This window comes from Serinicoccus profundi (assembly GCF_008001015.1).
Classification (GTDB): Bacteria; Actinomycetota; Actinomycetes; order Actinomycetales; family Dermatophilaceae; genus Ornithinicoccus; species Ornithinicoccus profundi.
In genome coordinates, this window is the sequence record NZ_CP042862.1 from 3,087,773 (window position 1) to 3,112,603 (window position 24,831).

A 24,831-nucleotide genomic window follows, 5' to 3' on the forward strand; every position below is an offset into this window, starting at 1 on the left:
GTCCGCGCCCGCCGTCCGCCTGCACTACAAGCTCACCCGCGCCGACTGAGCGGAGCGCGACCCCCCTGACGGCGCGCGCCGACGAAAGGGTGCCTCCCCTGAGGGCCGTCTCCCACTGAGCGCCATCTCCCTCTGAACGCCATCCCGCAGCGGGTCGGGGACGCCGTGAGGGCCGGCCGGGTGTCCCTTCCCGGCCGGCCCTGCGGGGCCTGCCACCCGCCCTGAGGCGAGGAGTCCCCACGGTCGGGTCGGCGGTCAGTCCCTGCACCGCCGCCCGACCGGTCCTAGGCCGCGGCCAGCCCCTCGGCGGGGCTGACGCGTGCGGCGCGGCGAGCGGGCAGCACGCTGGCCAGCGCCCCAGCCAACAGCGCGACCGCGACAATGATTCCGACGCGCCCCCACGGCACGGCCAGCGCCAGCGGTGTGCCCTCCGGGAGCAGGGTCTGGATGCCGAGCGCGGCATACGCCACCCCGAGCGCCAGCCCGATGCCCGCGCTGACGAGCGCCAGCAGCACACCCTCGACCATGAGCATCACCCGCATCTGGCCCCGGGTGAGCCCCAGGCCGCGGAGCAACGCGTGCTCCCGGTGACGTTCGATGACCGACAGCGACAGCGTGTTGGCGATGCCGACGACCGCGATGACCACGGCCACCCCGAGCAGCGCCGTCGCCACCAGCACCATGACGTCGAGGATCTGCACGATCTGGGCGCGCAGCCCGGCCGCACCGTCGAGCTGCAGACCCGCCTCGTCGGTGATCTCCGAGACGCCGGTCATCGTCGCCACCACGTCGGCCTGCTCGCCGAGGCGCAGGAGCACCGCGCCCTGTCGGGCCGAGTCGCCGGCGAGGGCCGCGAGGTCGTCAGGGTGCAGCGCCAACCGGCTCCCGCCGACACCGAGCTCGACGACGCGCAGCTCGCGGCTGCCCTCGGCACCGCTCACGCGCAGCTCATCACCCGCGCTGAGACCGTGGATCGCCAGGTCGGTGTCACCGAGGCCGGCGATGCCCGGCTCGACCCGGTCGACCAGGTCCTCGCTGCGCAGGACCTGCTCGGCGGCGCCTCGGTCGAGGGCCACCGCGCGGGTCGGGTCCATCGACTCGCCCATGCGGAGGTATGCCGTGTCCACCGCGACCGCGGCGTCCACCCCGTCGACGTCCCCCAGTCGGGCGGCGAGGTCGTCGTCGACCGGGCTGGGGACCAGGAACTCCTCCGACCCACCGGAGGCCGGGCCGGGGTCGGCGGGCGCACCCTCGGCGACGAGGTCGACGGCATACTCCTTGTCGATCTCCCCGAGGGCGGTGCGCTGACCCGAGGCGGCCCCGACCGAGGTCATCGTGATGAGCGTGACCCCGACGAGCAGGGCGGCGCTGGTGGCCGCCGCACGACCGGGGTTGCGGACGGCGCCGGCGACCGCGAGACGCCCGGGCACCCCGGCGACCCTCGCCCCGAGGCCGAGCGCCCGGACCGCCCAGGGCACCACCAGGATGCTGGCGAGCAGGACGCCACCGAAGGACACGACGCCGCCGAGCACCCCGAGCAGGACCTCGCGTGAGATGGCTGCCATGACCATGAGGCCGGTGCCTCCGGCCAGCAGGAGCACCGCCAGAGCGATCCGCACCAGCCCAGCACGCGACCCCTCCGACGGGAGGTCGGACGGTCGCAGCGCCGCGAGCGGCGACACCCGGGTGGCCCGGGCCGCGGGCCACAGCGAGGCGAGCACGGTGACGGCCACGCCCACGACCACCGGGAGGACGAGGCTCGGCCACCCGAGGGCCAGCCCGTCGCCCATCGGGATGCCCAGGTCGAGCTGCCGGGCGACGGCGAGCAGGCCCGCTCCCGCCCCGACACCCGCGAGCACGCCGACCACCGAGGTCACGAGACCGAGGACGAGCGCCTCGAGCACCACCGACCGTCGCACCTGAGCCCGGGTGGCCCCGACGCACCGCAGCAGGGCCAGCTCGCCCGTGCGCTGGGCCAGGGTGATGGTGAAGGTGTTGGCGATGACCAGCGACGCCGTGAGCAGAGCCACCCCGCCGAAGCCCAGCAGGATCGCTCCCAGGACCGCCGTGCCCCCGGTCGCAGCCGTCACCGCCCGCTCGGCGGCCTCGGGGCCGGTGCTGAGCGTGGCGTCCGGCACGGTCCCCGTGATCGCGTCACGGACGGCGACGGGGTCCGCCCCGTCGGCCAGCTCGATGACGACGTGCTGGTAGGTCAGGGCCGGGTCCAGCTCGCGCAGCGTCGGGTCGGAGGCGACGTAGCCCAGCCCGAAGGTGAGCGGGTGCACCGGCCCGGGCTCCACGATCCCGACGACGGTGACGTCGACGGCCTCCCCGCGCCCGCCGCCCTCGGTGGGCGCGCCGGTGATCGAGACCGTGTCGCCGAGGGCGAGGCCGTCATCGGCGGCGGCCGGGTTGACCGCGATCTCTCCCGACCCGGTCGGGAGCTCTCCGGAGAGCAGGGTCGCGCCCGCCAGCGGCAGGCTCGTGCCGGGGAAGTAGTCCCCGGCCCGCTCGGTGAACACCGAGGCCTCCCCCGTGACACCGGAGACGCCCTCGATCGCGGCCACCTCGTCATACGCCTCGAGGTCGACCGGTCCGCTCTCCCCGGTGAGCACGAGGTCGGCCTCGCGCAGCCCTGCCGCGACGGCGTCCTCCAACTCCTTCTGGGCGGTCGCGAGGATGACCGCGCTCGCGGTGAGGAATCCCACGCCGATGATGATCGCGACCGCCGCCGCGACCAGCCGCCGTCCCCGTGAGGCCAGTCCGGCCGTCATCCAGCCGCGCGCCATCATGCCCTCCCCAGGTCGCGCAGGGCGACGAGCACCGCGTCGGCGTCGGGGTGGTCCAGCTCGCCGGCGATCTGACCGTCCGCGAGCATGAGCACCCGGTCGGCGACGGCGGCCGCGCCCGGGTCGTGGGTGACCATGACCACGGTCTGGCCCCACTCGTCGACCGAGCGCCGCAGCAGGGCGAGCACCTCGGCCCCCGTGGTGGAGTCCAGAGCGCCGGTCGGCTCGTCCGCGAAGATCACCGCCGGACGCGTGACCAGGGCCCGGGCCAGCGCCACCCGCTGCTGCTGCCCGCCGGACAGCTCCCCAGGACGGTGGTCGAGACGCTCGGTGAGCCCGAGCGCGTCGACGACGGTCCGTTCCCACGCCGCATCGACGTCGCGGCCGGCGAGGTCGAGCGGGAGGCGGAGGTTCTGCCGGGCGGTGAGCGTCGGCAGCAGGTTGAAGGCCTGGAAGACGAAGCCCACCGACTCCCGCCGCAGCCGGGTCAGCTGCCCGTCGGAGAGCGAGCTGAGCTCGTGCTCCGCGAGGTGGACCCGCCCGCTGGTGGGGGTGTCCAGACCCGCCAGCAGGTGCATGAGCGTCGACTTGCCCGAGCCGCTGGGGCCCATGATCGCGGTGAACCGGCGCGCCTCGATCCCGACGGACACCCCGTCGAGGGCGGTGACCGCGGCCTCCCCGCGTCCGTAGGTCTTGGTGAGGTCGAGCGCGCTGGCGGCCAGTGCGCTGCCCTGTCGTGTCGTGGTGGGTGCAGATCCGCGCTGCGGTGTCGTTGTCGTCATACCAGCGACGGTATGGACCCCCGGTCGCCCCACGCATCGGCCGCAGGTCTCGACCTCCCGCCTGCCCCGGTCCACCCGTGGTAGGACGGCGTGCGTCCCGTGGGAGTCGGCATATCGCACGAGACCCACGGGACGCTCCACCCGTGGCGGGCAGCGTCACGTGGGAGTCGGCATATCGCACGACTCCCACGGGACCCTCTGCGCCGCGGCGGTGCCGCGCTACTCGGGGCGCCCGACGAGGCCGGTCTGGTAGGCCGTGATGACCATCTGCACCCGGTCGCGCAGCCCGAGCTTGGCGAGCACGCGCCCGATGTGCGTCTTGACCGTGGCCTCGGCGAGGAAGAGCTCGGCCGCGATCTCGGTGTTGGTCAGGCCACGGCCCACCGCCTCGAGCACCTCGCGCTCGCGCTCGGTGAGGGGCTCCAGCCGGGCGGCTGCCACCCGCCGGTCCCGCGCCGCCGCCCCCTCCGAGCCCGCCTCGGGCAGCTCGGGCACGAAGCGCTCCAGCAGCCGCCGGGTCGTCGAGGGAGCCATCGCCGCATCGCCGGCGTGCACGGCCCTGATCGCCGACAGCAGCTCGGCCGGACCGGCGTCCTTGAGCAGGAAGCCCGAGGCGCCGGCCTTGAGCGCGGCGTAGACGTATTCGTCGAGGTCGAAGGTCGTGAGCACGAGCACCTTGGGGCCGGCGGCTCCGCCGCGTCCGTCCTCGCCCAGCAGCCGCCGGGTCGTCTCGACACCGTCCATCCGCGGCATCCGGATGTCCATGAGCACGACGTCGGGGCGCGTCTGGGCGATCGCCTCCAGCGCGGTCTGACCGTCACCGGCCTCACCGACGACGGTCATGTCGTCCTGGGCGTCGAGCACCATGCGGAAGCCGGCCCGCACGAGCTCCTGGTCGTCGACGAGGAAGAGCCGGGTGGGTGCGTCGGTCATCGTTCTCCTTCTGGCATCCGTGTCGTGTCCGACGAGGCGTATGACGCCGCCGCGACGGTCGGGGCCTCGGCGGCCTCGGGCGCAACGGCATCGGGCCCAGCAGCATCGGCCCCAGCGGCATCGGGGACCTCCGAGCCCACCGGGACCGGCAGGGTCGCGACGACCTCCCAGCCGCGCCGCTGGCGGGGCCCGGCGTGCAGGGTGCCGCCGACGACCTCGACGCGCTCGCGCATCCCCACCAGGCCGTTGCCCTCGCCGTCGGAGGCCGCCCCGTGGCGTCCGAGGCCGTCGTCGCTCACCCGGACCAGGACGACCTCGGGGGTCCGCAGGACGTCGACGTCGACCGAGGCGTCCGGGCCGGCGTGCTTCATCGCGTTGGTGAGCGACTCCTGCACCACGCGGTAGGCCGCGAGGTCGACGTCCTGGGGCAGGGCGGCGACGTCGCCGCGCACGTGGGCCTGCACGTCCACCCCCGAGCTGCGCACCCGGTCCACGAGGTCGTCGAGGTGGGCGAGCCCCTGGAGCGGGGAGTACTCCGCACCGCTGCTCGCGTCCCGCAGCACCCCGACGAGTCGCCGGGTGTCGGCGAGCGAGGCCCGCGCTGTGTCGGCCAGGGTCTCCAGGGTGGTCGCGGCCCGCTCCAGAGCGGCCCGGTCCGCAGCGATCCCGGGGTCCTTCGAGAGGGCCTGGCGCGCGGCATACAGCCCGCCGTCGGCCTGGACGACGACGACCGCGAGCGAGTGGGCGACGACGTCGTGCATCTCCCGGGCGATGCTGGCCCGCTCGTCCTGGGCCGCGAGGCGCTCGCGCTGGGACTGGTCGCGCGCCAGCGCGCGGTTCTGCTCGGTGAGGCGGGCGACGACCGCGCGGCGGCGACGCATGACGTCGCCGAGCACCCAGGCGACCCCGACGAAGCAGGCGAGGAAGGTCGCTTGGATGGCGACGATGCTGAGGAAGGAGCCGAAGCCGTAGTACGCCGACCAGCGCAGCGCGCCGATGAGCGCACCCGCCAGGCCCATGATCAGCACGATCCTGGAGGTGCGCGGGGAGCCGAAGGCAGCAGCGCTGTAGATCACGATGAGCACGGCGATGTTGCTGGTCAACGGCCCTGGAAGCAACACCAGCTGGAGCAGGCACCCGACCGCGACGACGACGGCCACGGGCAGGGGGTGGGTGCGGCGCCAGACCAGCGGGACGATCTGCACCAGGCTGATCGCCAGGAAGGCCGGACCACCCAGACCTGCTCCACCGACCACCATCAGCAGCAGCAGGGCAGCCACCAGGGCCACATCCGGCAGCCAGGGCGTCGAGCGCGCCCAGGTCCTGACCTGCTGCGCCATCTCCCGGGCAGCAGCTGTCGTCACTCTCACCCGGACGAGCCTAGGCGTCAGGGCGGGGCGCCGCGTCATACCAGGGTCGTGACCGCGTCCACCCAGGGGCGGACCGGGTCGCCTCAGATCTCCAGCGCGCGCACGATCGGGACCCCGACGCGGTAGGGGATGTGGAGCACGCTGGGCGCGTCGACCACCGCGAGGTCGGCGCGCTGCCCGACCCGGATCCGGCCGACGTCGTCGCGCCGCAGCGCCCGGGCGCCGCCGACCGTCGCCGCCCGCAGCGCCTCCGCCGGGGTCATCCCCATCTCCCGCACGGCGAGGGCGATCATCAGCGGCATCGAGGAGGAGTTGCAGGTCCCGGGGTTGCAGTCGGTGGCGAGGGCCACGGCGACGCCCGCGTCGATCAGCCGGCGGGCGTCCGGGTAGGGCTGGCGCGTCGAGAACTCCACCCCCGGCAGGAGCGTGGCCACGGTCGAGCTCCCGGCGAGCGCGTCGACGTCCTCGTCGCTGAGGAAGGTGCAGTGGTCGACGCTGGCCGCCCCGAGCTCGACGGCGAGCTGCACGCCCGGCCCATGGGAGAGCTGGTTGCCGTGAACCCGCAGCCCCAGCCCGGCGTCACGTCCGGCCTCCAGGACCCGTCGCGACTCCTCGCCGTCGAAGGCATGCGGGCTGGCCGGCTCGCAGAAGACGTCGATCCAGCGGGCAGAGGGCGCGCAGGCCGCGAGCATCTCACCGCAGACGAGGTCGAGGTATGCCGCCCGCCCCCCGGCCTCCCTCGCGTCCGGCGGCACGACGTGGGCGCCGAGGAAGGTGGTCTCGGTGGTCACCTCGCGGGCCAGGCGCAGGGCCCGCACCTCGTGCTCGACGTCGAGGCCGTAGCCGCTCTTGATCTCGACCGTGGTGGTTCCCTGGGCGCGCATCTCGGCGACCCGGGCCTGGATGAGCGCGCGCAGCGTGGCGTCCGAGGCCTCGCGGGTGGCCTCCATGGTCACGGCGATCCCGCCGCCGTCGTAGGCCTGACCGGTCATCCGGGCCGCGAACTCCGCGGACCGGTCGCCCGCGAAGATGAGGTGGGAGTGGCTGTCGACGAACCCTGGGAGCACCGCCTTGCCACCCAGGTCGATGGCCCAGTCGGCGTCCGGTGCCTGGTCGGCAGGGCCGATCCACTCCACGGCCGGCGCGGCGTCCTCGCCGCCACCGCCGATGACGACGGCGGCGTCCGGGATGACGCCGAGGCCTTCGGTGAGGGGAGAGCCCGCCGTCTCCTCGACGGTGTCGTCGCAGGTGACGAGCTCACGGATGCCGGTGATGAGCATGCTCATGGGTCGATCCTCTCGCGTCGTGGTCCAGCGCTGTCAGGGCTGTCCCGCCCAGTGCCGCGTGCAGGCACGAGAGACGGGGGTTCACGCCGCCTCACTCCTGCCACAGCGGCGCGATCGCCTCGGCGAGCAGCGCCCCGACGTCCCCGAGCTGGTGCCGGCCCTGCTCGACGACGACCCGGCCGTCGACGACGACGGTGTCGACGTCGGCCGCGGTGGCGGCGAGGAGGATCTGCGCAGGGTCGCTGCCGGCGGTCCGCACGGTGTCGTCACGGACGGCGACGAGGTCGGCCCGGGCACCGACCTCGAGACGACCGGCGTCGGGCCAGCCGATGCTGTCGTGGGCCGTGGCGGCGCCGAGCAGGTCGGCCGGGGCGAGCCGCCCGCGCTCGAGGGTGGCGAGCCGTTCGTGCATCTCCAGGGCGCGAGCCTCCTCCAGGAGGTCGATGACGGCGTGCTGGTCGGACCCGAGGGACAGGCGCGCCCCCGCGTCCCGCAGCGCCCGCGCCGGGCCGATGCCGTCGGCCAGGTCGCGCTCCGTGGTGGGGCAGAAGCAGGCGTGGGCGCGGTGCCGCCCGAGCAGCGCGACGTCGGCATCGGTGAGGTGCGTGGCGTGCACCGCCGACAGGTCCGGCCCGAGCACACCCTCGGCCTCGAGCAGGGCGGTCGGGGTCATCCCGTGGGCGGCGAGGCAGGCGTCGTTCTCGGCCGGCTGCTCGGAGAGGTGGAGGTGCACCGGCCGCGAGGTCCCGGCAGTTCCGCCGTGTGCCCCGTGCTCGCCGGGCGGGTGGACGGCGCCGTCCCGCGCCCATCCCGCGACGACGGCCAGATCGGGGCGCGGCACGGCCCGCACGGAGTGGATGGCGGCACCGACCCGGACGTGCGCCGGACCGCCGTCGGTGTGGTCGTGCAGGTCGTCCACCCGCAGGGCCCACGCCTCGGCATCGAGGTCACCGAAGCGCAGCTGCGGCCCCTCCAGTGCGGCATACCCCGCGCCGTCCAGGCCGCCCGCGAGGTAGCAGGTGTCGAGCAGCGTGAGCCGGATGCCGGCGTCCGCCGCCGCCTGCACGAGCGCGTGCCCCATCGCGTTGGGGTCCATGTAGCGCTTGCCGCCGGCCGCGTGGTGCAGGTAGTGGAACTCCCCCACCGCGCTCACGCCGGCGAGCGCCATCTCGGCGTAGACCGCGCGGGCCAGCGCCAGATAGGTGTCGGGCTCCAGTCGGGCGGCGATGGCATACATCCCCTCCCGCCAGGTCCAGAACGTCCCGCCGCCGGTGTGCGTCCGACCGCGCAGCGCGCGGTGGAAGGCGTGGCTGTGCGCGTTGGCCAGGCCCGGGAGGACGACGCCGGAAAGGCGGTGGTCACCGAGCTGCGCGGGTATGCCGTCGCTCACCTCGACGAAGCGCCCGGCCTCGACCGTCAGCCGGACGTCGCGGCGCAGACCCTGCGGGAGGTGCGCCGCCGGGGCGTGGAAGGTCGTGCGGGCGCTCACGGGTGGGCCACCAGGTCGGCGACGCAGGCGGCGAGCGCATCCACCCCGGCGTGGCAGTCGGCCTGCTCGGCGTGCTCGGCGGGGCTGTGCGAGACGCCCGTGGGGTTGCGCACGAAGAGCATGGCGGTCGGGATCCCGGCCGTGGCGAGGATGCCGGCGTCATGGCCCGCTCCCGTCCCGAGGACCGGCACGCTCAGTGCGTCGTCGCTGCCCAGCACCGCGCGCAACCGGCCGCTGAGCGCTTCGTCGAAGCGGGTGGTCGGGGTCCAGGACTCCCTCGTGACGCTCCCCAGCGTCTCGCCGGCCCGGGCAGTGAGGTCGGCCACGAGCGCCTCCACCTCGGCCTCGTCGGCTCCGCGGGCGTCGAGCCAGCCGGTGACGTGGGAGGCGATGGCGTTGACCCCGCCCGGGGTGACGGCCACCTTGCCCACGGTCGCGACGCAGCCCCGCCGGGTGGCGACGTCGCGCGCCTGCAGGACGAGGTCGGCATAGCCGAGCATGGCGTCCCGGCGGTCGACGAGCCGGGTGGTGCCGGCGTGGTTGGCCTCGCCGGGGAAGTCGAAGCGCCACCGCCCGTGCGGCCAGATGTCGCTGGCGACGGCGACCGGGGCGTCGAGGTCGACCAGCGCCCGCCCCTGCTCGACGTGCAGCTCGACGAAGCACCCGATGCGGGCCAGGGCCTCGGCGTCGGGACCGAGGTGCTGCGGGTCACGGCCGGCGGCGGCGAGCGCGTCGACATACGTCACGCCGTCGGCGTCGGTGAGACCGCGCGCCCGATCGGCCTCGAGCGCCCCGGTGAGGATCCGCGACCCGGCGCAGGCGATCCCGAAGCGCGCGCCCTCCTCGTCGACGAAGTTGGTGACCGCCACGGGCACGGCCGGGGAGATGCCCCGGGCCCGCAGTGCATCGAGCGCGGCGAAGGAGCTGACCACGCCGAGCGGGCCGTCGAAGGCACCGCCGTCGGGCACCGAGTCCAGGTGGGAACCGATGACCACCGCCTTCTGACCGGCGCGCGCCGCGTCGTCGACGCTCCCGGGTCCGTCCCACCACCACGCCCACTGGTTGCCGACGCGGTCCTCGACGAGGTCGAGGCCCCGTGCCGTGGCCTCCCCGGCGAACCACTCGCGCAGCGTCGCGTCCTCCCGGGTCCACGCGAACCGGCGGTAGCCGCCGCTGCCCACCCGCCCGACCGAGTCGAGGTCGGCCCACAGGCGGTCGAAGGTCCTCAGGTGCTCGGCGACGGCGGTGCTCACGCTCTCAACTCTAGGGCCGCGCCGCTTGCGGCGGGAGGGGCGGCGCACGCCCGGAGTCTCGGATGCTGGACGGCTTACCCTGGTCCGCATGAGCGAGGAACGAGCCCTGGCGGCGGTCGAGACGGCCGGCTTGGAGTATGCCGTGACCCGGCACGGGCGGGTCGGGAGCCTGGAGGAGGCGGCCCGGGTCCGGGGCGTGGAGCCGCGCGACATCGTCAAGACGATGGTGGTGCGCCGGGGCGAGGACGACTACCTCTTCGTGCTCGTGCCCGGCGACCGGGAGATCTCCTGGCCCCGGCTGCGGGCGCTGCTCGGCGTCAACCGGCTGTCGATGCCGGACGCCGAGACCGCGCGGGAGGCCACCGGCTTCGAGCGCGGCACGATCACGCCCTTCGGCTCGACCACGGCCTGGCCGGTCATCGCCGACGCCTCGCTCGCCGCGGCGGACGAGCCGGACCGGCGCATCTCCCTCGGGGCGGGGGCGCACGGCGTCGCGGTCACCGTCGGCGCACGGGATGCCCTGGCTGCCCTCGGTGCCCAGGTCGCCGACGTCACCGAGCTCAGCGGGTGAGGTCGACCGGGCGGAACCTCACGGCGAAGGGCTCCGTGACGACGAGCTCGTCATCCCCCTCGGCGACGGCCGCAGGGACATAGCCACCACCGACGAGGCGCAGAGCCTGGACCGCCGGGGCCTCGGGGTCGACCACCCAGTAGTGCGGGCACCCGAAGCGCGCCATGACCTGCGGCTTGGCGACGAGGTCCGTGCGGCGGCTGGAGGGCGTGAGGATCTCGACGGCGAGCAGGGGCGGGGTCTCGACCTGACCACCGCTGCGCAGCTCACGGGGGACGACGATCAGGTCCGGCTGCAGCATGCTGCGCTCGCCGGCGCGGACGTCGAGCGGCGCGGCGAGGACCCGCAGCTCGGGCGGGCAGGCGGCGCGGAGGATCGCGAAGAGTTCCCCGCTGACCACCTGGTGGATGACGGCCGGGCTCGGTGACACGACCAGCTCACCCTCGATCAGCTGGATGGTCATGTCGTCGCGCTGCTCGCGATAGGCATACAGGTCCTCGACCGTGTAGACGCCCACCTCGGTCATGCTCATGGCTCCCATGGTGCCCCTCTCTGGTCATGTCGTCCAGCATGAGGCCTGCGGCGCACGTGGCCCTGAGTTTTTCCACAGGCCCTGCTGATCGGCGTTCAGCGGACCGTGTCAGGCGGCCTTGGTCTCAGGCCGGATGAGGACGACGGTGTCGCCATACGTCCGCCCCTTGCCGCGGTTGCTGAACCTCCCGACGAGGCGCAAGACCCGCGTCTGCCAGCCGTACTTCTCGCGCACCCCGGCCTGTACCTCCTCGAACTCCGCGCCACCCTGCACCATCTCGGCGGTGGCCTGCGTCGGGCGGGTGCCGGGGGTGGGCGCGCCGGTGCGGCTGCACGGCTGCACCAGGACCCGGGCGGTGTGCCGCAACCGCTTCGTCTTGCCGGTGCCCATGGTCGTGTAGAAGCCGATCCGCTCCCCGTCGCTCAGGGGCACCACCCAGACGGGGGTGGGCACCCCCTCGCCGCTGCGGCGGAAGGTGGTCACGAGGAGGAACTCCTCCGACCCGAGGCGCTGGACCGCTGATGACGTCATGGCGACGAACCTACGGCGCCACGAGCCCCGACGCCCCCTCGATCTGCACGCAGGGTCCCGTGGGAGTCACGGCATACGCCAACTCCCACGGGACGCTCGCGAGCGACTAGAAGAGCAGCAGCCCCACGGGGATCGCCAGGACGAGGCTCAGCACCACCCGCTCGAACCAGATGACCAGCAGCTTCGGGAGGGACACTGGGATCTGCGTGCCGACGAGCGAGGGCACCATCGCCGAGAAGAAGATGACCTGGCTGACGCAGACCACGGCGACGACATACTTCACCGACATCGCCGACTCGGCGACGAGCGCGGCGGGCAGGAACATCTCCGAGACGCCGAGCGCGGAGGCCTTGGCGACAAGCAGCGGCTCGGGGATCTGCAGCGCCCAGGTGATGGGGTAGAAGAGGTAGCCGAGCCAGTCGAAGATGGGGGTGTACTCCGCGAGCACCAGCCCGAGCAGCCCGATCGACAGGATGCTCGGCAGGATCGCCATGGCCATCTTGATCCCGTCGACGAAGGTCGAGGCGATGACCCGGAGGATGCCGGGGTCGGCCGCGACGGTATGCCGCGCCTCGCCCCAGGCGGCGGCGACCCGACTGCCCTGCACCGGCTGCTCGGGTGCGGGCTCCACGCCCGGAGCGGTCTCGTCCGTCATGCGGCCCAGGGGCGGGATCCGCACGGTGATCGCGGTGACGGCGAAGGTGATGAGCAGCGTGGACCAGAAGTAGAGCGACCAGTGCTGCATGAGGTCCAGCGCGGTGGCGACGACGATCATGAAGGTCGCCGAGACGGTCGAGAAGCCGGTCGCGATGACCATCGCCTCGCGCCGCGTGTACTTCCCCTCGAGGTAGACCCGGTTGGTGATGAGAAGGGCCAGCGAGTAGGACCCGACGAAGCTCGCGACCGCGTCGATCGCCGACCGTCCGGGCGTGCGGAACAGCGGCCGCATGACCGGCCGGGCGAGCACCCCGACGAACTCCATCAGCCCGTAGCCGGTGAGCAGCGCCAGGAAGATCGCGCCGATCGGCACGAGCAGCCCGACCGGGATGACCAGGGCGTTGAGCAGGAAGGGGCCCATCCCGTCGGCGAAGAGCCAGGCCGGTCCGATGCCGAGCACGAGCATGACGCCGACGACCAGCCCGACGACGCGGGCGACGGCGAAGACGAGGTCGGTCGTGCTGCGGCGCCACTGCCCGGTGACCCAGGGGTATGCCGCGCCGGCGACGATGAGCGCGAGGGCATACCAGGGCAGGACGCCGGGGATCGCCTCACGCACCCAGGAGACGATGTGGTCCAGCGGGATCGTGCTCCTGCCCCCGATCGTGACGGGCACGAAGAACATGAGGACGCCGATCGCGGAGAAGGCGAAGAACTTCCACATGGGGGCGGAGGTGGCCGGCACGTCGGTGGGCCGGGTCTGGGTGCTCATGCCTGCTCGCCCTCCCGCATCGGGATCCGCACGTCGCGCTCCGCGGCGACCTCGTCGGCCCGGTCGTAGCCGGCGTCGACGTGCCGGATGACACCCATGCCGGGGTCGTTGGTGAGCACGCGCTCCAGCTTCTGTCGCGCGAGGTCGGTGCCGTCCGCGACGGAGACCTGCCCGGCGTGCAGCGAGCGGCCGATGCCGACGCCGCCGCCGTGGTGGATCGAGACCCAGGAGGCGCCGGAGGCGGTGTTGACCAGGGCGTTGAGCAGCGGCCAGTCGGCGATGGCGTCGGACCCGTCGGCCATCGCCTCGGTCTCGCGGTAGGGGCTGGCGACCGACCCGCAGTCGAGGTGGTCCCGCCCGATGACGATCGGGGCCGACACCTCGCCGCTGGCGACCATGTCGTTGAAGCGCAGCCCGGCCTTGTCCCGCTCGCCGAGGCCGAGCCAGCAGATCCGGGCCGGCAGCCCCTCGAAGGCAACCCGGTCCTGCGCGCCGCGGATCCACTTGTGCAGGTGGTCGTTGTCGGGGAAGAGGTCGAGGACGGCCTTGTCGGTGGCCGCGATGTCCTTCTCGTCGCCGGAGAGCGCGGCCCACCGGAACGGACCCTTGCCCTCGCAGAAGAGCGGCCGGATGTAGGCCGGGACGAAGCCGGGGAACTCGAAGGCCCGGTCGAACCCGCCCTGCCGGGCCTCGTCGCGGATGCTGTTGCCGTAGTCGAACACCTCGGCGCCGGCGTCCATGAAGCCGACCATCGCCTCGACGTGCCGTGCCATCGACTCCTGCGCCCGGTCGGTGAACTCCTCCGGCTTCTTCTCGGCGTAGTCGTGCCAGTCCGAGAGGTCGATGCCCGTCGGCAGGTAGGAGAGCGGGTCGTGCGCGGAGGTCTGGTCGGTCACGACGTCGATCTCGACGCCCCGGCGCAGCAGCTCGGGGAAGACCTCGGCCGCGTTGCCGACGACCCCGATGGAGACCGCCTCACGGGTGCCCTTCGCCGCGAGCGCGCGCTCGATGCCGGCGTCGAGGGAGTCGGCGACCTCATCGAGGTAGCGGCTCTTCACCCGGCGCCGCAGGCGCGACTCGTCGACGTCGACGACGAGGCATACCCCGCCGTTGAGGGTGACTGCGAGCGGCTGCGCCCCGCCCATCCCGCCGCAGCCGCCGGTGAGGGTGAGCGTGCCGGCCAGGGTGCCGCCGAACTTCTTGGCGGCGACGGCCGCGAAGGTCTCGTAGGTCCCCTGCAGGATCCCCTGGGTCCCGATGTAGATCCAGGACCCGGCGGTCATCTGGCCGTACATCGTCAGGCCGAGTTGCTCGAGCCGGCGGAACTCGGGCCACGTCGCCCAGTCACCGACGAGGTTGGAGTTGGCGATGAGCACGCGCGGCGCCCACTCGTGGGTGCGCATGACCCCGACGGGGCGGCCGGACTGGACCAGCATGGTCTCGTCCTCGCGCAGGTCGGTGAGCGTGCGCACCATGGCGTCGAAGCTCTTCCAGTCGCGCGCGGCGCGGCCGGTGCCGCCGTAGACCACCAGGTCGTCCGGGCGCTCGGCGACCTCAGGGTCGAGGTTGTTCATGAGCATCCGCAGCGGAGCCTCGGTGGCCCAGGAGCGAGCGGTCAGGGTGGTGCCGCGCGCGGCGCGGACGGGGCGAGCGCCCTCCATGGTGTCTCCTTCGACGTGGGTGTGGTCCCGACCGGAGGCGCGACGTGCGTCGCCCGGTCGCAGGTATGCGGTTAGTTAAGCAGTCCGGTGACGCGCTCGGCGGCGGCGCGGACGCGACCGTCGGCGACGAGGTCGACGACCGCCTCGATCTCAGGGGTGAGGTAGCGGTCGGGCCCGGGACCCTCGACCCCGGCGTCGCGGAGCAGGGCGACGACGGCTGCGGTGGCGGGTGCGGGCGTGAGCGGCGCGCGCAGGTCGAGAGCGCGGGCGGCGGTCAGCACCTCGATCGCGACCACTCGACCCAGCCCGTCGACGGCGCGTCGCAGCTTGCGCGCGGCGCCCCACCCCATACTCACGTGGTCCTCCTGCATGGCGGAGGAGGGTATGGAGTCCACGCTCGCCGGGGCGGCCAGCCGCTTGAGCTCGCTGACGACCGCGGCCTGGGTGTACTGCGCGATCATCAGTCCGCTGTCGGTGCCGGGGTCGTCGGCGAGGAAGGGCGGGAGGCCGTGGTTGCGGGCGACGTCGAGGAAGCGGTCGGTGCGCCGCTCGCTGATGCCGGCCACGTCGGCCGCGACGATGGCGAGGAAGTCGAGGACGTGCGCGACCGGGGCTCCGTGGAAGTTGCCGTTGCTCTCGACCCGCTCGTCGAGGGTGACGACGGGGTTGTCGACGGCGGCGGCCAGCTCGCGTCCGGCGACGGTCAAGGCATACCCGCAGGTGTCGCGGGCCGAGCCGTGCACCTGCGGCGAGCAGCGCAGGGAGTACGCGTCCTGCACACGGGTGCAGGCCTCGGTCCGGTGTGATTCGCGGATCTCGCTGTCGCGCAGCAGGTTCCGCAGGTTCTCGGCCGAGCGTCCCTGGCCGGGGTGGGGGCGCAGCGCCTGGAGGTCGGCGGCGAAGACGTCGTCGGTGCCGAGCTGGCCCTCGACGCTCATGGCGGCCGCGATGTCGGCAGTCGTGAGCAGGGTGTCGAGGTCGTGCAGTGCCAGGACGAGCATGCCGAGCATGCCGTCGGTGCCGTTGATGAGGGCCAGGCCCTCCTTCTCCGCCAGCTCCACCGGGGCGATGTCGGCGCGGGCCAGTGCCTCACCGGCCGGGAGCAGCTCCTGCGGGGTGTCGACCCAGGCGGCGCGGTCGGCGCCCGCGGCGGGCCCGACGCGGACCATCCCCTCCCCCATGACGGCCAGGGCGCAGTGAGCCAACGGCGCGAGGTCGCCGGAGCAGCCGAGCGAGCCGTGCTCGCGCACCACCGGGGTGATGCCGGCGTTGAGCAGCGCGGCGTAGGCCTGCGCGGTCTCGACCCGGACCCCCGTGCGGCCGGTGGCCAGGGTCGAGAGGCGCAGCAGCATGAGGGCACGGGTGACCTCGCGCTCGACCTCGGCGCCGGAGCCCGCGGCGTGGCTGCGGACCAGGCTGCGCTGCAGCTGCGCGCGCTTCTCCGGCGGGATGCTCGTGGTGGCCAGCGCCCCGAAGCCGGTGGAGATGCCGTAGTGCGGCTGGGTGTCGTTGGCGAGGTCCTCGATGATGCGGCGGGTGGCCGCGATGCCCTCGACGGCCTCCTCCGCCAGCGTCACGGTCGCTCCGTGCCGGGCAACGGCGACGACCTCGGCGGGCGACAGCGGGCCCACACCGACCACCACCTCGGTCGGGCTGTCCTGCTCGGGAAGACGACTCATACCGACCATTGGACCGGTCGGCAGGCCCGCCGTCACCCCCCGCAGGCGCCCTCGTGTCTCGGATCCCGGACACACTAGGATTGCGAGGTCGGAAGGTGAGTCGATGTCACGGGTCCTGATCTGCGTCCAGCCCGCCCGGGGCCACGTCGGTCCGACCGCCCCGCTCGCCCGAGCGCTGGTCGCGGCCGGTCACGAGGTCAGCGTCATCACCGGCGCCCGCTACCTCGACACCTTCGCCGATCTCGGCGCCCGCACCCTGCCGTTGCCTCCCGAGGTCGACTTCGACGACACCGACCTCGACGGATCAGTCCCCGGACGTGCCGGACTGTCGGGGATGAGGCTCGCGCGCTTCGACCTCACCCGGTTCGTCGAGGCGATGCCGCACCAGCTCAGGGTCGTCGACCAGGAGATCGCCCGAGGTATCGACGTCGTGCTCTGCGACCCCCTCTTCCTGGCCGGTATGCAGTTGGTTCTGCGCCCCCGCGCCTCGCGTCCCTGCGTGCTGGCGCTCGGCTTCCTGCCGCTCATGGCGCTGCTCCCTGCCTTCCCTCCTACCTCCTCCCCCATCACCCGGGCCCGCAACGCGACCATCCGAGCCCTGGCGCACCGCTTCCTGCGGCCGATCACGCGGCGTGCCCAGGACGAGGTCCGCACGCAGACCGGCGTGACCACCGACCTCATCCCTTTCGACTGGCCGGCCCGCAGCGATGGGGTCCTGCAGTTCACCGCCCCCGGGTTCGAGTATCCCCGCGACCCTGCCGATGTCCCCGCCCCGATCCACCTCATCGGCCCCCTGACGTCCAGCACCACGAGCGAGCACGCTCTGCCGCCGTGGTGGGACGACCTGGACGGCACCCGTCCGGTCGTGCACGTGACCCAGGGCACCATCGCCAACGCCGACCTCGGCCAGCTCCTCGCACCGACGATCACCGGCCTCGCCGAGGTCGACGTGCTGGTGGTCGCCACGACCTGCGGCGGCCCCCTCGGCCTGGACCGGCTGCCGCCCAACGTCCGGGTCGCCGACTTCCTCCCCTACGACGAGCTGCTCCCGGTGTGTGACGTCATGGTCACCAACGGCGGCTACGGCGGAGTCAATCATGCGCTGCGGCATGGCGTGCCCCTGGTCTGCGTCGGCGCGAGCGAGGACAAGCGCGACGTCGCGGCGAGGGTCAGCTGGTCAGGGGTGGGCGTCGGCATCGCCCGGCCGACCCTCTCCCCACGCGCCGCGCGAGCAGCGGTCCAGCGCGTTCTCGGGGATGCGGCATACACGCGACGTGCCCAGGAGCTGGCCGCTCAGATCGCCACGGGCCCCACCGTAGAGGAGGTCGTCGCGCTCATCTGCCCGACCACCGACCCGACCTGAGCGCCTGCCGTCACAGGATCAGCTGGGCCAGGGAGTCACTGCCGCCGCACGCGCACCACAGTGCCAGGCAATCAGGATCTGCCGGGGGGCATGACCTGCGCAGATCCTGATGTCCTGGCAGGAGGTGACGGATGGGGCTCGTGTGCCCACCGTCGCGGCTCCCCGACGATCAGATGACGCCGTACCGGCGCACGAAGGTCCTCAGCACCGTGCGCACGTGGTCGAGGTCGACCGCCCGCGCCTGCGCCACGATCGGGGCGACCTCCTCGGGCTCGCAGTAGCCGTGCCCGGCGTAGATGCTGAGCCGGTGCTCGAGGGAGTCCGCGTCGAGCTCGGGGTGGAACTGCGTGGCGTAGACGTGGCGCCCGATCCGGAACATCTGCGTCGGGCACGCGGGCGACGAGGCCAGCAGCACCGCCCCTCGGGGCAGCACGGCGCACGCCTCCTTGTGCCCGACGATCGCGTGGAACGTCTCGGGCATCCCGGCCAGCAGCGGGTCGACCCGACCCTGATCGGTCAGCGAGATCTGCACCGCACCGGGCGCCTCGCCATACCGTCGGTCGACGGTGCCGCCGCAGACCAGCCCGAGCACCCCGACGCCGTAGCAGGCGCCGAGGAACGGGCTGTCCGAAGCGACCACGCGCCCGACCAGCTCAGTGAGGTCGCGCTCGACCCGCTGCTGGACCGGCGACTTGCGCTCGTCCGAGGCGTTGAACGGGCTGCCGCCCAGGATGATCCCGCTGTATGCCGTGAGGTCGAGCGCGGCGAGCGGCGCCGCCTCCAGGCGCACCCGGCGCAGCTGCGACTCCTCGAGCCCGCCGTAGCGCAGGAAGCCGGCGTACTCGTCGTCGGCGGCGTCGTCCTCGGCACGGGTGCCGAGCAGCAGGAAGGGCTTCACGGGGTCAGAGCCTATGAGGCACCGACGCCGACCTGAGCACGCGGAGTCCGCACGATGCACCATGGCTGTGGTGCATCGTGCGGACTCGTCGTGCCCAGGTGGGTCCGGTCGGGCTGCCCGTAGGGTGGGTGGGGTGAGCGAGCCAGCAGACCAGCCAGAGCACGCCCGCCAGGCCCGGCACGACCAGGCCGTCGCCGCCTTCTGGGCCGACGCCCGGATCCGCGGCAAGCTCAACCGCATCGAGGTGTATGCCGGCGCCCAGGTCAGCGACACCCTCCCGCCCCCGGCGTGGAGCTTCGGTGGGGAGGACGACCCGCAGACCGCCGACCGCCTGCTCGGGCTGGTCCTCGCCGGTCGCAAGACGGCCACGGCCAGCGCCTACCGGGAGTACGAGGAGGAGGCGCGCTCACGGGCCGGTGCCGACACGCCCGACACGCGCTCCAGTGACACCCTGACCCGTACCGAGGTCGACCTCGACCTGGCCCTCCCCGAGCCCGGCCTGCTCTCGATCATCCTCGACGGCTCCGGCCACCCCCGCGCCCTCGTGCGCATCACCGACGTGGAGGTCTGCCGCTTCGCGGACGTCCCGGCCGAGCACGCCCGGCTCGAGGGAGAGGGCGACGGCTCACTGCAGCACTGGCGGGCCGTCCACCGCGAGGCGTTCGCCGCCAACGCACCGCACGGCGAGCCCGTCACCGACGACTCCCTGGTCGTGCTCGAACGCTTCGAGGTGCTCGTCCCGGCCTCCGCCCGGCGCGCGGCGCGGGCGCATACCTGAGCAGTGGGCACGCCCACCCGCCCTCAGGCTCTACGCTACGTATCCGGGCAACGGCGCCTGCCGACGCGCGTCTGCTTGACGTAGCGTCGGACGTGACCATCCATCCACCTGCGCGAGCCTGCTCGACCGATCGCATCTGCGAGGCCTCAGTGACCCAGACGCACCACCACCCCGTCATCACCGACGAGAGCCCCTCGGCCGACGCCAACCGGCGCGGCCCGAGCTTCGAGCCCTCCCACGACCTGGCGACCGGGCCGGTCACCTCACCGCCGGCGACCGTCGACGGCTTCGTGCGCGAGTTCCTGGACCAGCTGAACTTCGGGCAGGGGGTCAAGCTGTCCCAGTCGACCATCAACGACCAGTACCTCGCGCTGGCGCGCACGGTGCGCTCCTACCTCATGGCCTCCTGGCTGGAGACCGGGCACCGCCGCCGCAAGAACCCCACGCGGATGGTCGGCTACCTCTCGGCCGAGTATCTCCTCGGCCGTCAGCTGGGCAACAACCTGCTGGCCAGCGACCTGCAGGACATCGCTGACGGGGCGATGGAGCAGTGCGGCATCGACATGGCCGCGCTGCGCGGCCAGGAGGTCGAGCCGGGCCTGGGCAACGGCGGCCTGGGACGCCTCGCCGCCTGCTTCGTCGACTCGCTCGCGACCATGGACGTGCCGTGCATCGGCTACGGCATCCGCTACGAGTACGGCATCTTCCGCCAGACCTTCGTCGACAACCGCCAGGTCGAGGAGCCGGACAGCTGGCTGCGGCTGGGCAGCCCGTGGGAGTTCCCGCACCCCGAGCGCGCGGTCCAGGTCGGCTTCGGCGGGTATACCGAGACGTCCGCCGCCGAGGACGACGAGACCGACGCGCGCACCACGTGGACCCCTGCCTGGCAGGTCCGCGGCGTCCCCTACCACTACATGGTCCCCGGCTTCCGCAACGGCGTCGTCAACACGCTGCGGCTCTGGAGCGCCGAGGCCAACCAGGCCTTCGACCTGCAGACCTTCAACCGCGGCGACTACGCGCAGGCCTCGCGCGCCGAGATCTTCGCCGAGAACATCTCCAAGGTGCTCTACCCCGACGACTCGACCCCGCAGGGCAAGGAGCTGCGACTCCAGCAGCAGTACTTCTTCGTCGCCTGCTCGCTGCGCGACTTCATCGAGAACACCCTCCCCCGCGACTTCGACCTGCACCGCCTGCCCGAGCGGATCATCTTCCAGCTCAACGACACCCACCCGGTCATCGCCGTCCCCGAGCTCATGCGGATCCTCGTGGACGAGAAGGGCTTCGACTGGGACGAGGCGTGGGGCATCACCCGGCAGTGCTTCGCCTACACCTGCCACACCCTCCTCCCGGAGGCCCTGGAGGTCTGGCCGACCGAGCTGCTGGGCCGGCTGCTGCCGCGCCACCTGGAGATCATCTACCGCATCAACGAGGAGTTCCTGCTCGAGGTCCGGGAGGCCTTCCCCGGCGACGAGGGTCGGGTCCGTCGGATGTCGATCATCGCCGAGCAGCCGCAGCGTGCGGTGCGCATGGCCTACCTCGCGACCGTCGCCGGCGCCAAGGTCAACGGCGTCGCCGAGCTGCACAGCCAGCTGCTGCGCGACAACGTGCTGCCCGACTTCAACGCCATGTGGCCCGAGAAGTTCACCAACGTCACCAACGGCATCACCCCGCGCCGCTTCCTCCGCCTCGCCAACCGCAAGCTCTCCGGCCTCATCACCGAGACGATCGGCGACGGCTGGGTGACCGACCTGGAGCGGCTGCGCGAGCTCGAGCCGTATGCCGACGACCCCGAGTTCCGTCGGCGGTTCCGGGAGGTCAAGGCCGCCAACAAGGAGCGGCTCGGCCAGCTGCTGCGGGTCCGCGACGGCGTCGAGCTGCGGCAGGATCACCTGCTCGACGTCATGGTCAAGCGGCTGCACGAGTACAAGAGGCAGTCCCTCAAGCTCCTGCACGTGGTCTCGGTCTACGAGGGTGTCCTGTCCGGCCGCACACGGGTCGAGGACGTCACGCCGCGGACCGTGCTCTTCGGCGCCAAGGCCGCACCGGGCTACCACATGGCCAAGGAGATCATCTTCCTCATCAACTCGGTGGCGGAGAAGGTCAACGCCGACCCGATCATGGACGGCCGCCTGCAGGTGCTCTTCCCGGCCAACTACAACGTCACGCTGGCCGAGAAGGTCATCCCCGCGGCGGACCTGTCCGAGCAGATCTCGCTCGCCGGCAAGGAGGCCTCGGGCACGGGCAACATGAAGTTCGCGCTCAACGGCGCACTGACGATCGGCACCCTGGACGGCGCCAACGTCGAGATCCTCGACCTCGTCGGCGAGGACAACTTCTTCCTCTTCGGGATGACCGAGCCGGAGGTCGAGGCACTGCGTCAGCGTGGCTACGCCCCCAGCTCCTACTACGAGGGCGACCCCACGCTCAAGGCGACGATCGACCTCATCGGCAGCGGCCACTTCACCGGTGGCGACCCGGGCGCGGTGTCGGCGGTGCTCGACAACCTGCTCAACCACGACCCGTTCATGGCGCTCGCCGGATTCGAGTCCTACCTCGAGGCGCAGGCGCGGGTGGAGCAGTCCTACGCCGACCCCGAGGCGTGGAGCCGCTCCACGATCCTCAACGTCGCGCGCTGCGGTTTCTTCTCCTCCGACCGCTCGATGCGTGACTACCTCGACCGCATCTGGCTGCCCGGGAGCGAGTGACATCGCTGCCCGTCACCACCAGCAACGAGGTATGCCGGCGCGCACCTGTGGCATCGCCGCGTCACGGCGCATCGGCTCGTCGCGGCGCGGCATAGCCGCAGCGGTCGTGGCGGCCGGGGCGCTGGCTGTCGGCGCGTGCAGCGACGTGGAGCGCGCCCCGGAGACGTCGCCCGCGCAGCCGATCACCACGCAGAGGGAGGACTCGGCCACGGCCACCTCCTCCGCGCCGACCGCGGTGCCCATGCCGACCCCGAGCGGTCCCGCGCCCGGCTCGTGCCTCGCCCTGGCGCAGGAGCTGGACCCGGCCGAGCAGGTGGGGCAGCTCTTCATGCTGGGGGTGAGCACCGAGTCTGGCCTCACCCCGCAGGTCGCCGAGGTGCTGGCCACGACCTCGACCGGGCAGGTCCTGCTCCTCGGTGACACCCAGGCCGGGGTCGAGGGCGTCCGCGCCCTGACCGACGACCTGCGCACCGCCGACGACCAGCCCAAGGGCCTGGGGCTGCTCGTCGCGGTCGACCAGGAGGGCGGCCAGGTCCAGCGGCTGCGCGGCCCCGGCTTCGACCGCATACCGGCGGCGATCGAGCAGGCCCAGCTCGCCGATGACGAGCTGCGCGCGGCCGCCGAGGTCTGGGGTGAGCAGCTACGGGCTGCGGGTGTCGACCTCGACCTGGCACCGGTCGCCGGGGTGGTCCCGCCGGAGTTCGCGGGCCGCAACGAGCCGATCGGCGTGCTGGGACGCCACTACGGCCCGGACGCGGCGACCGCCGCGCCGAAGGCGGTCGCGGTGGCCGAGGGTCTGCAGCGGGCCGGCCTGGGCACCAGCGCCAAGCACTTCCCTGGCCTGGGCCGGGTGGAGGGCAACACCGACTTCGCCGCCGACGTCGTCGACACCGACACCACCCGCGACGACCCAGAGCTGGTCGCGTTCGCCGAGGTGATCGAGGCAGGGGTGTCCTCGGTCATGGTGGGCACGGCGGTCTACGACCTCATCGACCCCGGGGTACCAGCGGCCTTCTCACCCGTGGTCATCGAGGAGATGCTGCGCGGTGACCTCGACTTCGACGGCGTCGTGATCTCCGACGACCTGGGCGCCGCGGCGCAGGTCCAGTCGGTCGCCCCAGGTGAGCGCGCCACCGGCTTCCTGCGCGCCGGCGGTGACGTGGTCATCAACGGCGACCCCACGATCCATACCGCGATGGTCGAAGCAACCGTGGCGCTGGTCGAGGAGGACCCCGACATCGCTGACGAGGTCGAGGCGAAGACCGCGCGGGTGCTCGACCTCAAGGCGAGCGTCGGCGACGGACTCGCGGACTGCGATCCCGCCCGCCGCTGACCTCACTCGGCGAGGTCTGCCGACTCGACGGTCGCAGCCCGCCGCCGACCTGCGTCGGATCGACGCGGAGACGCGGTGACACGCACGACATAGGCTCCCCCCATGGCGACCGGCAACGCACCCGCGGCGGGTCATGCGCTGGCCATCCTCACCCTGCTCGCCCGGCACGCGACGCCGGTGGCGGCGGCGACGATCGCGCGGGAGCTGGGGCTGCCTCGCTCCTCCACCTACCACCTGCTCACGGTCCTCGTCGAGCAGGGGTATGCCGTGCACCTGCCCGAGGACCGGCGCTACGGCCTCGGTGTCGCCGCCTTCGAGCTGGGGTCGGCCTACACCCGTCAGGCGCCGCTGCAGCGCCTGGCCCGGCCGCGCCTGACCCGCCTCGCGGACGCGACCGGCCACAACGCCCACCTGGCGGTGCTGCACGGGCCGGATGTCCTCTACGTCGTGGAGGAACGGGTCGCCGGGCGACCCTCCCTGGTCACCGATGTGGGCGTGCGGCTGCCGGCGACCCTCACGGCCAGCGGCCTGGCGATCCTCGCGGCGTTACCCCCGGCGCAGGTGCGGGCGCTCTTCCCCGGTCGCGAGTCCTTCGTGCAGCGTCACGGGACCGGGGTGAGCTCACTGGTCGAGCTGCGGCGCGAGCTCTCGGCGACCCGGGCCAGGGGGTATGCCGTCGAGGACGGGCTCGTCACCCCCGGCCTGGCCTCCGTCGCCTCCGCGGTGCTCGACCACTCCGGCCACCCGGCCGCGGGCGTCGCGGTGACCTACCCGACGCAGGAGGATCTTGACGTCACCTCCCTCGTGAAGGCGGTCCGGGCCTCGGCCCGTGACCTGTCCGAACGCCTCGGTCACCGCGGCCACGGCCGCTCGCCGGTCGGCTGAAGCCGGATCCGTCGATCCTCGGCGACGACCACCGTGGAGGAGCGGATGGTCGGTGTGCTGCCGATGTGGTCGGTCCAGCTGAACAGGCTGGTATTCGACTCGTAGCGGACGATCCAGGCGTGGTCGACGGCGTTCTCCAGCCAGCAGTGATCGGTCAAGGACCCGAAGAAGAGCGCGCTGATCCGATCCGCAGACACAGGCAGCTCGCACCGCCACGGGTGCTCCCGGCGGAGGTTCTCCCGATTGTCGAACACCAGCCAATTCGCCGACACCTCCCGCTGGGCGCCATCGACATCGCTGAACCTCATGACCTCAGAGGCGGACCATCGGTCGGGCAGGATGGCACCGGCGGGTTCGTGAAGGACGAGACCGGTGAGGTGCGGGTGCCAGGACTTGACGAACTGGCCTCTCGAGAGCACCTCGAGGGTGACGACGCCCCGCCGGTCCTGGGTCATCGTCCAGGTCAGCGCGCCGTCCGTAGCACTGGCCACCGAGGAGGACCGACCGACGACCTTCGATCCCGTGAGCCAGCCCGGAAGATCCATGCTCAGGCCTCCCCCGCTC

Annotated in this window: 21 protein-coding genes; 6 read left to right on the top strand and 15 right to left on the bottom strand. The window is 72.9% G+C overall.

Annotation, left to right across the window (positions count from 1 at the left end):
* Positions 1–284: 284 nt before the first annotated feature.
* The 7 genes from FA582_RS14375 to FA582_RS14405 form a co-directional block, all read right to left on the bottom strand.
* Positions 285–2,789 (bottom strand): FtsX-like permease family protein, encoded by a 2,505-nt coding sequence (locus tag FA582_RS14375; protein ID WP_051125073.1) that lies wholly within the window; start codon positions 2,787–2,789, stop codon positions 285–287.
* Positions 2,789–3,571 carry an ABC transporter ATP-binding protein gene (locus FA582_RS14380; RefSeq protein WP_010146187.1) on the bottom strand — a complete coding sequence of 261 codons (783 nt, stop codon included), beginning with the start codon at positions 3,569–3,571 and terminating at the stop codon, positions 2,789–2,791. Before FA582_RS14380 ends, FA582_RS14375 begins: the two co-directional genes overlap by 1 nt.
* Before the next feature lie 219 nt (positions 3,572–3,790).
* Positions 3,791–4,504 carry a response regulator transcription factor gene (locus tag FA582_RS14385; RefSeq protein WP_010146188.1) on the bottom strand — a complete coding sequence of 238 codons (714 nt, stop codon included), beginning with the start codon at positions 4,502–4,504 and terminating at the stop codon, positions 3,791–3,793.
* Positions 4,501–5,874: a sensor histidine kinase gene (locus FA582_RS14390; protein ID WP_158640889.1), complete on the bottom strand. Its 1,374-nt coding sequence runs from the start codon at positions 5,872–5,874 to the stop codon at positions 4,501–4,503. The genes FA582_RS14385 and FA582_RS14390 overlap by 4 nt, the downstream gene beginning before the upstream one ends.
* A gap of 83 nt (positions 5,875–5,957) precedes the next feature.
* Positions 5,958–7,160, bottom strand: coding sequence for an imidazolonepropionase (gene hutI, locus FA582_RS14395; protein WP_010146190.1), 1,203 nt, complete (start codon positions 7,158–7,160; stop codon positions 5,958–5,960).
* A 91-nt stretch (positions 7,161–7,251) separates the two neighbouring features.
* Positions 7,252–8,649 (bottom strand): formimidoylglutamate deiminase, encoded by a 1,398-nt coding sequence (locus FA582_RS14400; RefSeq protein WP_010146191.1) that lies wholly within the window; start codon positions 8,647–8,649, stop codon positions 7,252–7,254.
* The gene (locus FA582_RS14405) at positions 8,646–9,902 is read right to left on the bottom strand and encodes an allantoate amidohydrolase (RefSeq protein ID WP_010146192.1); all 1,257 of its coding nucleotides are present in this window, start codon (positions 9,900–9,902) and stop codon (positions 8,646–8,648) included. Before FA582_RS14405 ends, FA582_RS14400 begins: the two co-directional genes overlap by 4 nt.
* Before the next feature lie 88 nt (positions 9,903–9,990).
* Here FA582_RS14405 and FA582_RS14410 point away from each other — a divergent pair, with 88 nt between their 5' ends.
* Positions 9,991–10,473 carry an aminoacyl-tRNA deacylase gene (locus FA582_RS14410; protein WP_010146193.1) on the top strand — a complete coding sequence of 161 codons (483 nt, stop codon included), beginning with the start codon at positions 9,991–9,993 and terminating at the stop codon, positions 10,471–10,473.
* Here FA582_RS14410 and FA582_RS14415 read toward each other — a convergent pair.
* The 5 genes from FA582_RS14415 to hutH form a co-directional block, all read right to left on the bottom strand.
* Positions 10,463–11,005, bottom strand: coding sequence for a Uma2 family endonuclease (locus FA582_RS14415; protein WP_010146194.1), 543 nt, complete (start codon positions 11,003–11,005; stop codon positions 10,463–10,465). The genes FA582_RS14410 and FA582_RS14415 overlap by 11 nt on opposite strands.
* A gap of 108 nt (positions 11,006–11,113) precedes the next feature.
* Positions 11,114–11,536, bottom strand: a complete 423-nt coding sequence (locus tag FA582_RS14420) for a PPOX class F420-dependent oxidoreductase (RefSeq protein WP_010146195.1) — start codon at positions 11,534–11,536, stop codon at positions 11,114–11,116.
* A gap of 106 nt (positions 11,537–11,642) precedes the next feature.
* Positions 11,643–12,965: a YjiH family protein gene (locus FA582_RS14425; protein WP_010146197.1), complete on the bottom strand. Its 1,323-nt coding sequence runs from the start codon at positions 12,963–12,965 to the stop codon at positions 11,643–11,645.
* The gene (hutU, locus tag FA582_RS14430) at positions 12,962–14,626 is read right to left on the bottom strand and encodes a urocanate hydratase (RefSeq protein ID WP_010146198.1); all 1,665 of its coding nucleotides are present in this window, start codon (positions 14,624–14,626) and stop codon (positions 12,962–12,964) included. The genes FA582_RS14425 and hutU overlap by 4 nt, the downstream gene beginning before the upstream one ends.
* A 71-nt stretch (positions 14,627–14,697) precedes the next feature.
* Positions 14,698–16,305 carry a histidine ammonia-lyase gene (gene hutH / locus FA582_RS14435; protein WP_010146199.1) on the bottom strand — a complete coding sequence of 536 codons (1,608 nt, stop codon included), beginning with the start codon at positions 16,303–16,305 and terminating at the stop codon, positions 14,698–14,700.
* A gap of 103 nt (positions 16,306–16,408) precedes the next feature.
* Here hutH and FA582_RS14440 point away from each other — a divergent pair, with 103 nt between their 5' ends.
* On the top strand, positions 16,409–17,668 hold the full coding sequence (locus FA582_RS14440; protein ID WP_010146200.1) for a glycosyltransferase: 1,260 nt from the start codon (positions 16,409–16,411) through the stop codon (positions 17,666–17,668).
* A 169-nt stretch (positions 17,669–17,837) separates the two neighbouring features.
* Here the strand turns inward: FA582_RS14440 and FA582_RS14445 are convergent, their stop codons facing one another.
* Positions 17,838–18,566: a glutamine amidotransferase gene (locus FA582_RS14445; protein WP_010146201.1), complete on the bottom strand. Its 729-nt coding sequence runs from the start codon at positions 18,564–18,566 to the stop codon at positions 17,838–17,840.
* Positions 18,567–18,699: 133 nt separating this feature from the next.
* Here FA582_RS14445 and FA582_RS14450 point away from each other — a divergent pair, with 133 nt between their 5' ends.
* Both FA582_RS14450 and FA582_RS14455 read left to right on the top strand, forming a co-directional pair.
* Positions 18,700–19,344: an ASCH domain-containing protein gene (locus FA582_RS14450; protein ID WP_010146202.1), complete on the top strand. Its 645-nt coding sequence runs from the start codon at positions 18,700–18,702 to the stop codon at positions 19,342–19,344.
* A 149-nt stretch (positions 19,345–19,493) separates the two neighbouring features.
* On the top strand, positions 19,494–22,049 hold the full coding sequence (locus FA582_RS14455) for a glycogen/starch/alpha-glucan phosphorylase (RefSeq protein WP_010146203.1): 2,556 nt from the start codon (positions 19,494–19,496) through the stop codon (positions 22,047–22,049).
* A gap of 12 nt (positions 22,050–22,061) precedes the next feature.
* On the opposite strand, the gene FA582_RS16460 is transcribed toward FA582_RS14455, so the two are convergent.
* Positions 22,062–22,259 carry a hypothetical protein gene (locus tag FA582_RS16460; protein ID WP_158640890.1) on the bottom strand — a complete coding sequence of 66 codons (198 nt, stop codon included), beginning with the start codon at positions 22,257–22,259 and terminating at the stop codon, positions 22,062–22,064.
* Positions 22,260–22,290: 31 nt separating this feature from the next.
* Between FA582_RS16460 and FA582_RS14460 the strand changes: the two genes are divergently transcribed.
* Complete coding sequence (locus FA582_RS14460; RefSeq protein WP_158640891.1) at positions 22,291–23,382, top strand: glycoside hydrolase family 3 N-terminal domain-containing protein; 1,092 nt, start codon at positions 22,291–22,293, stop codon at positions 23,380–23,382.
* A 102-nt stretch (positions 23,383–23,484) separates the two neighbouring features.
* Entirely contained in the window at positions 23,485–24,267 is a 783-nt protein-coding gene (locus tag FA582_RS14465; RefSeq protein WP_010146205.1) for an IclR family transcriptional regulator, read from the top strand.
* Here the strand turns inward: FA582_RS14465 and FA582_RS14470 are convergent.
* Positions 24,234–24,812: a hypothetical protein gene (locus tag FA582_RS14470; protein WP_010146206.1), complete on the bottom strand. Its 579-nt coding sequence runs from the start codon at positions 24,810–24,812 to the stop codon at positions 24,234–24,236. The genes FA582_RS14465 and FA582_RS14470 overlap by 34 nt on opposite strands.
* Positions 24,813–24,831: the final 19 nt, after the last annotated feature.

What these genes read in the sequence shown, in the direction of transcription:
- FA582_RS14375 (WP_051125073.1), bottom strand. Translation starts at nt 2,789, where the DNA reads ATGGCGCGCGGCTGGATGACGGCCGGACTGGCCTCACGGGGACGGCGG.
- FA582_RS14380 (WP_010146187.1), bottom strand. Translation starts at nt 3,571, where the DNA reads ATGACGACAACGACACCGCAGCGCGGATCTGCACCCACCACGACACGA.
- FA582_RS14385 (WP_010146188.1), bottom strand. Translation starts at nt 4,504, where the DNA reads ATGACCGACGCACCCACCCGGCTCTTCCTCGTCGACGACCAGGAGCTC.
- hutI (WP_010146190.1), bottom strand. Translation starts at nt 7,160, where the DNA reads ATGAGCATGCTCATCACCGGCATCCGTGAGCTCGTCACCTGCGACGAC.
- FA582_RS14410 (WP_010146193.1), top strand. Translation starts at nt 9,991, where the DNA reads ATGAGCGAGGAACGAGCCCTGGCGGCGGTCGAGACGGCCGGCTTGGAG.
- FA582_RS14415 (WP_010146194.1), bottom strand. Translation starts at nt 11,005, where the DNA reads ATGAGCATGACCGAGGTGGGCGTCTACACGGTCGAGGACCTGTATGCC.
- FA582_RS14420 (WP_010146195.1), bottom strand. Translation starts at nt 11,536, where the DNA reads ATGACGTCATCAGCGGTCCAGCGCCTCGGGTCGGAGGAGTTCCTCCTC.
- FA582_RS14425 (WP_010146197.1), bottom strand. Translation starts at nt 12,965, where the DNA reads ATGAGCACCCAGACCCGGCCCACCGACGTGCCGGCCACCTCCGCCCCC.
- hutU (WP_010146198.1), bottom strand. Translation starts at nt 14,626, where the DNA reads ATGGAGGGCGCTCGCCCCGTCCGCGCCGCGCGCGGCACCACCCTGACC.
- hutH (WP_010146199.1), bottom strand. Translation starts at nt 16,305, where the DNA reads ATGAGTCGTCTTCCCGAGCAGGACAGCCCGACCGAGGTGGTGGTCGGT.
- FA582_RS14440 (WP_010146200.1), top strand. Translation starts at nt 16,409, where the DNA reads ATGTCACGGGTCCTGATCTGCGTCCAGCCCGCCCGGGGCCACGTCGGT.
- FA582_RS14460 (WP_158640891.1), top strand. Translation starts at nt 22,291, where the DNA reads ATGCCGACCCCGAGCGGTCCCGCGCCCGGCTCGTGCCTCGCCCTGGCG.
- FA582_RS14465 (WP_010146205.1), top strand. Translation starts at nt 23,485, where the DNA reads ATGGCGACCGGCAACGCACCCGCGGCGGGTCATGCGCTGGCCATCCTC.
- FA582_RS14470 (WP_010146206.1), bottom strand. Translation starts at nt 24,812, where the DNA reads ATGGATCTTCCGGGCTGGCTCACGGGATCGAAGGTCGTCGGTCGGTCC.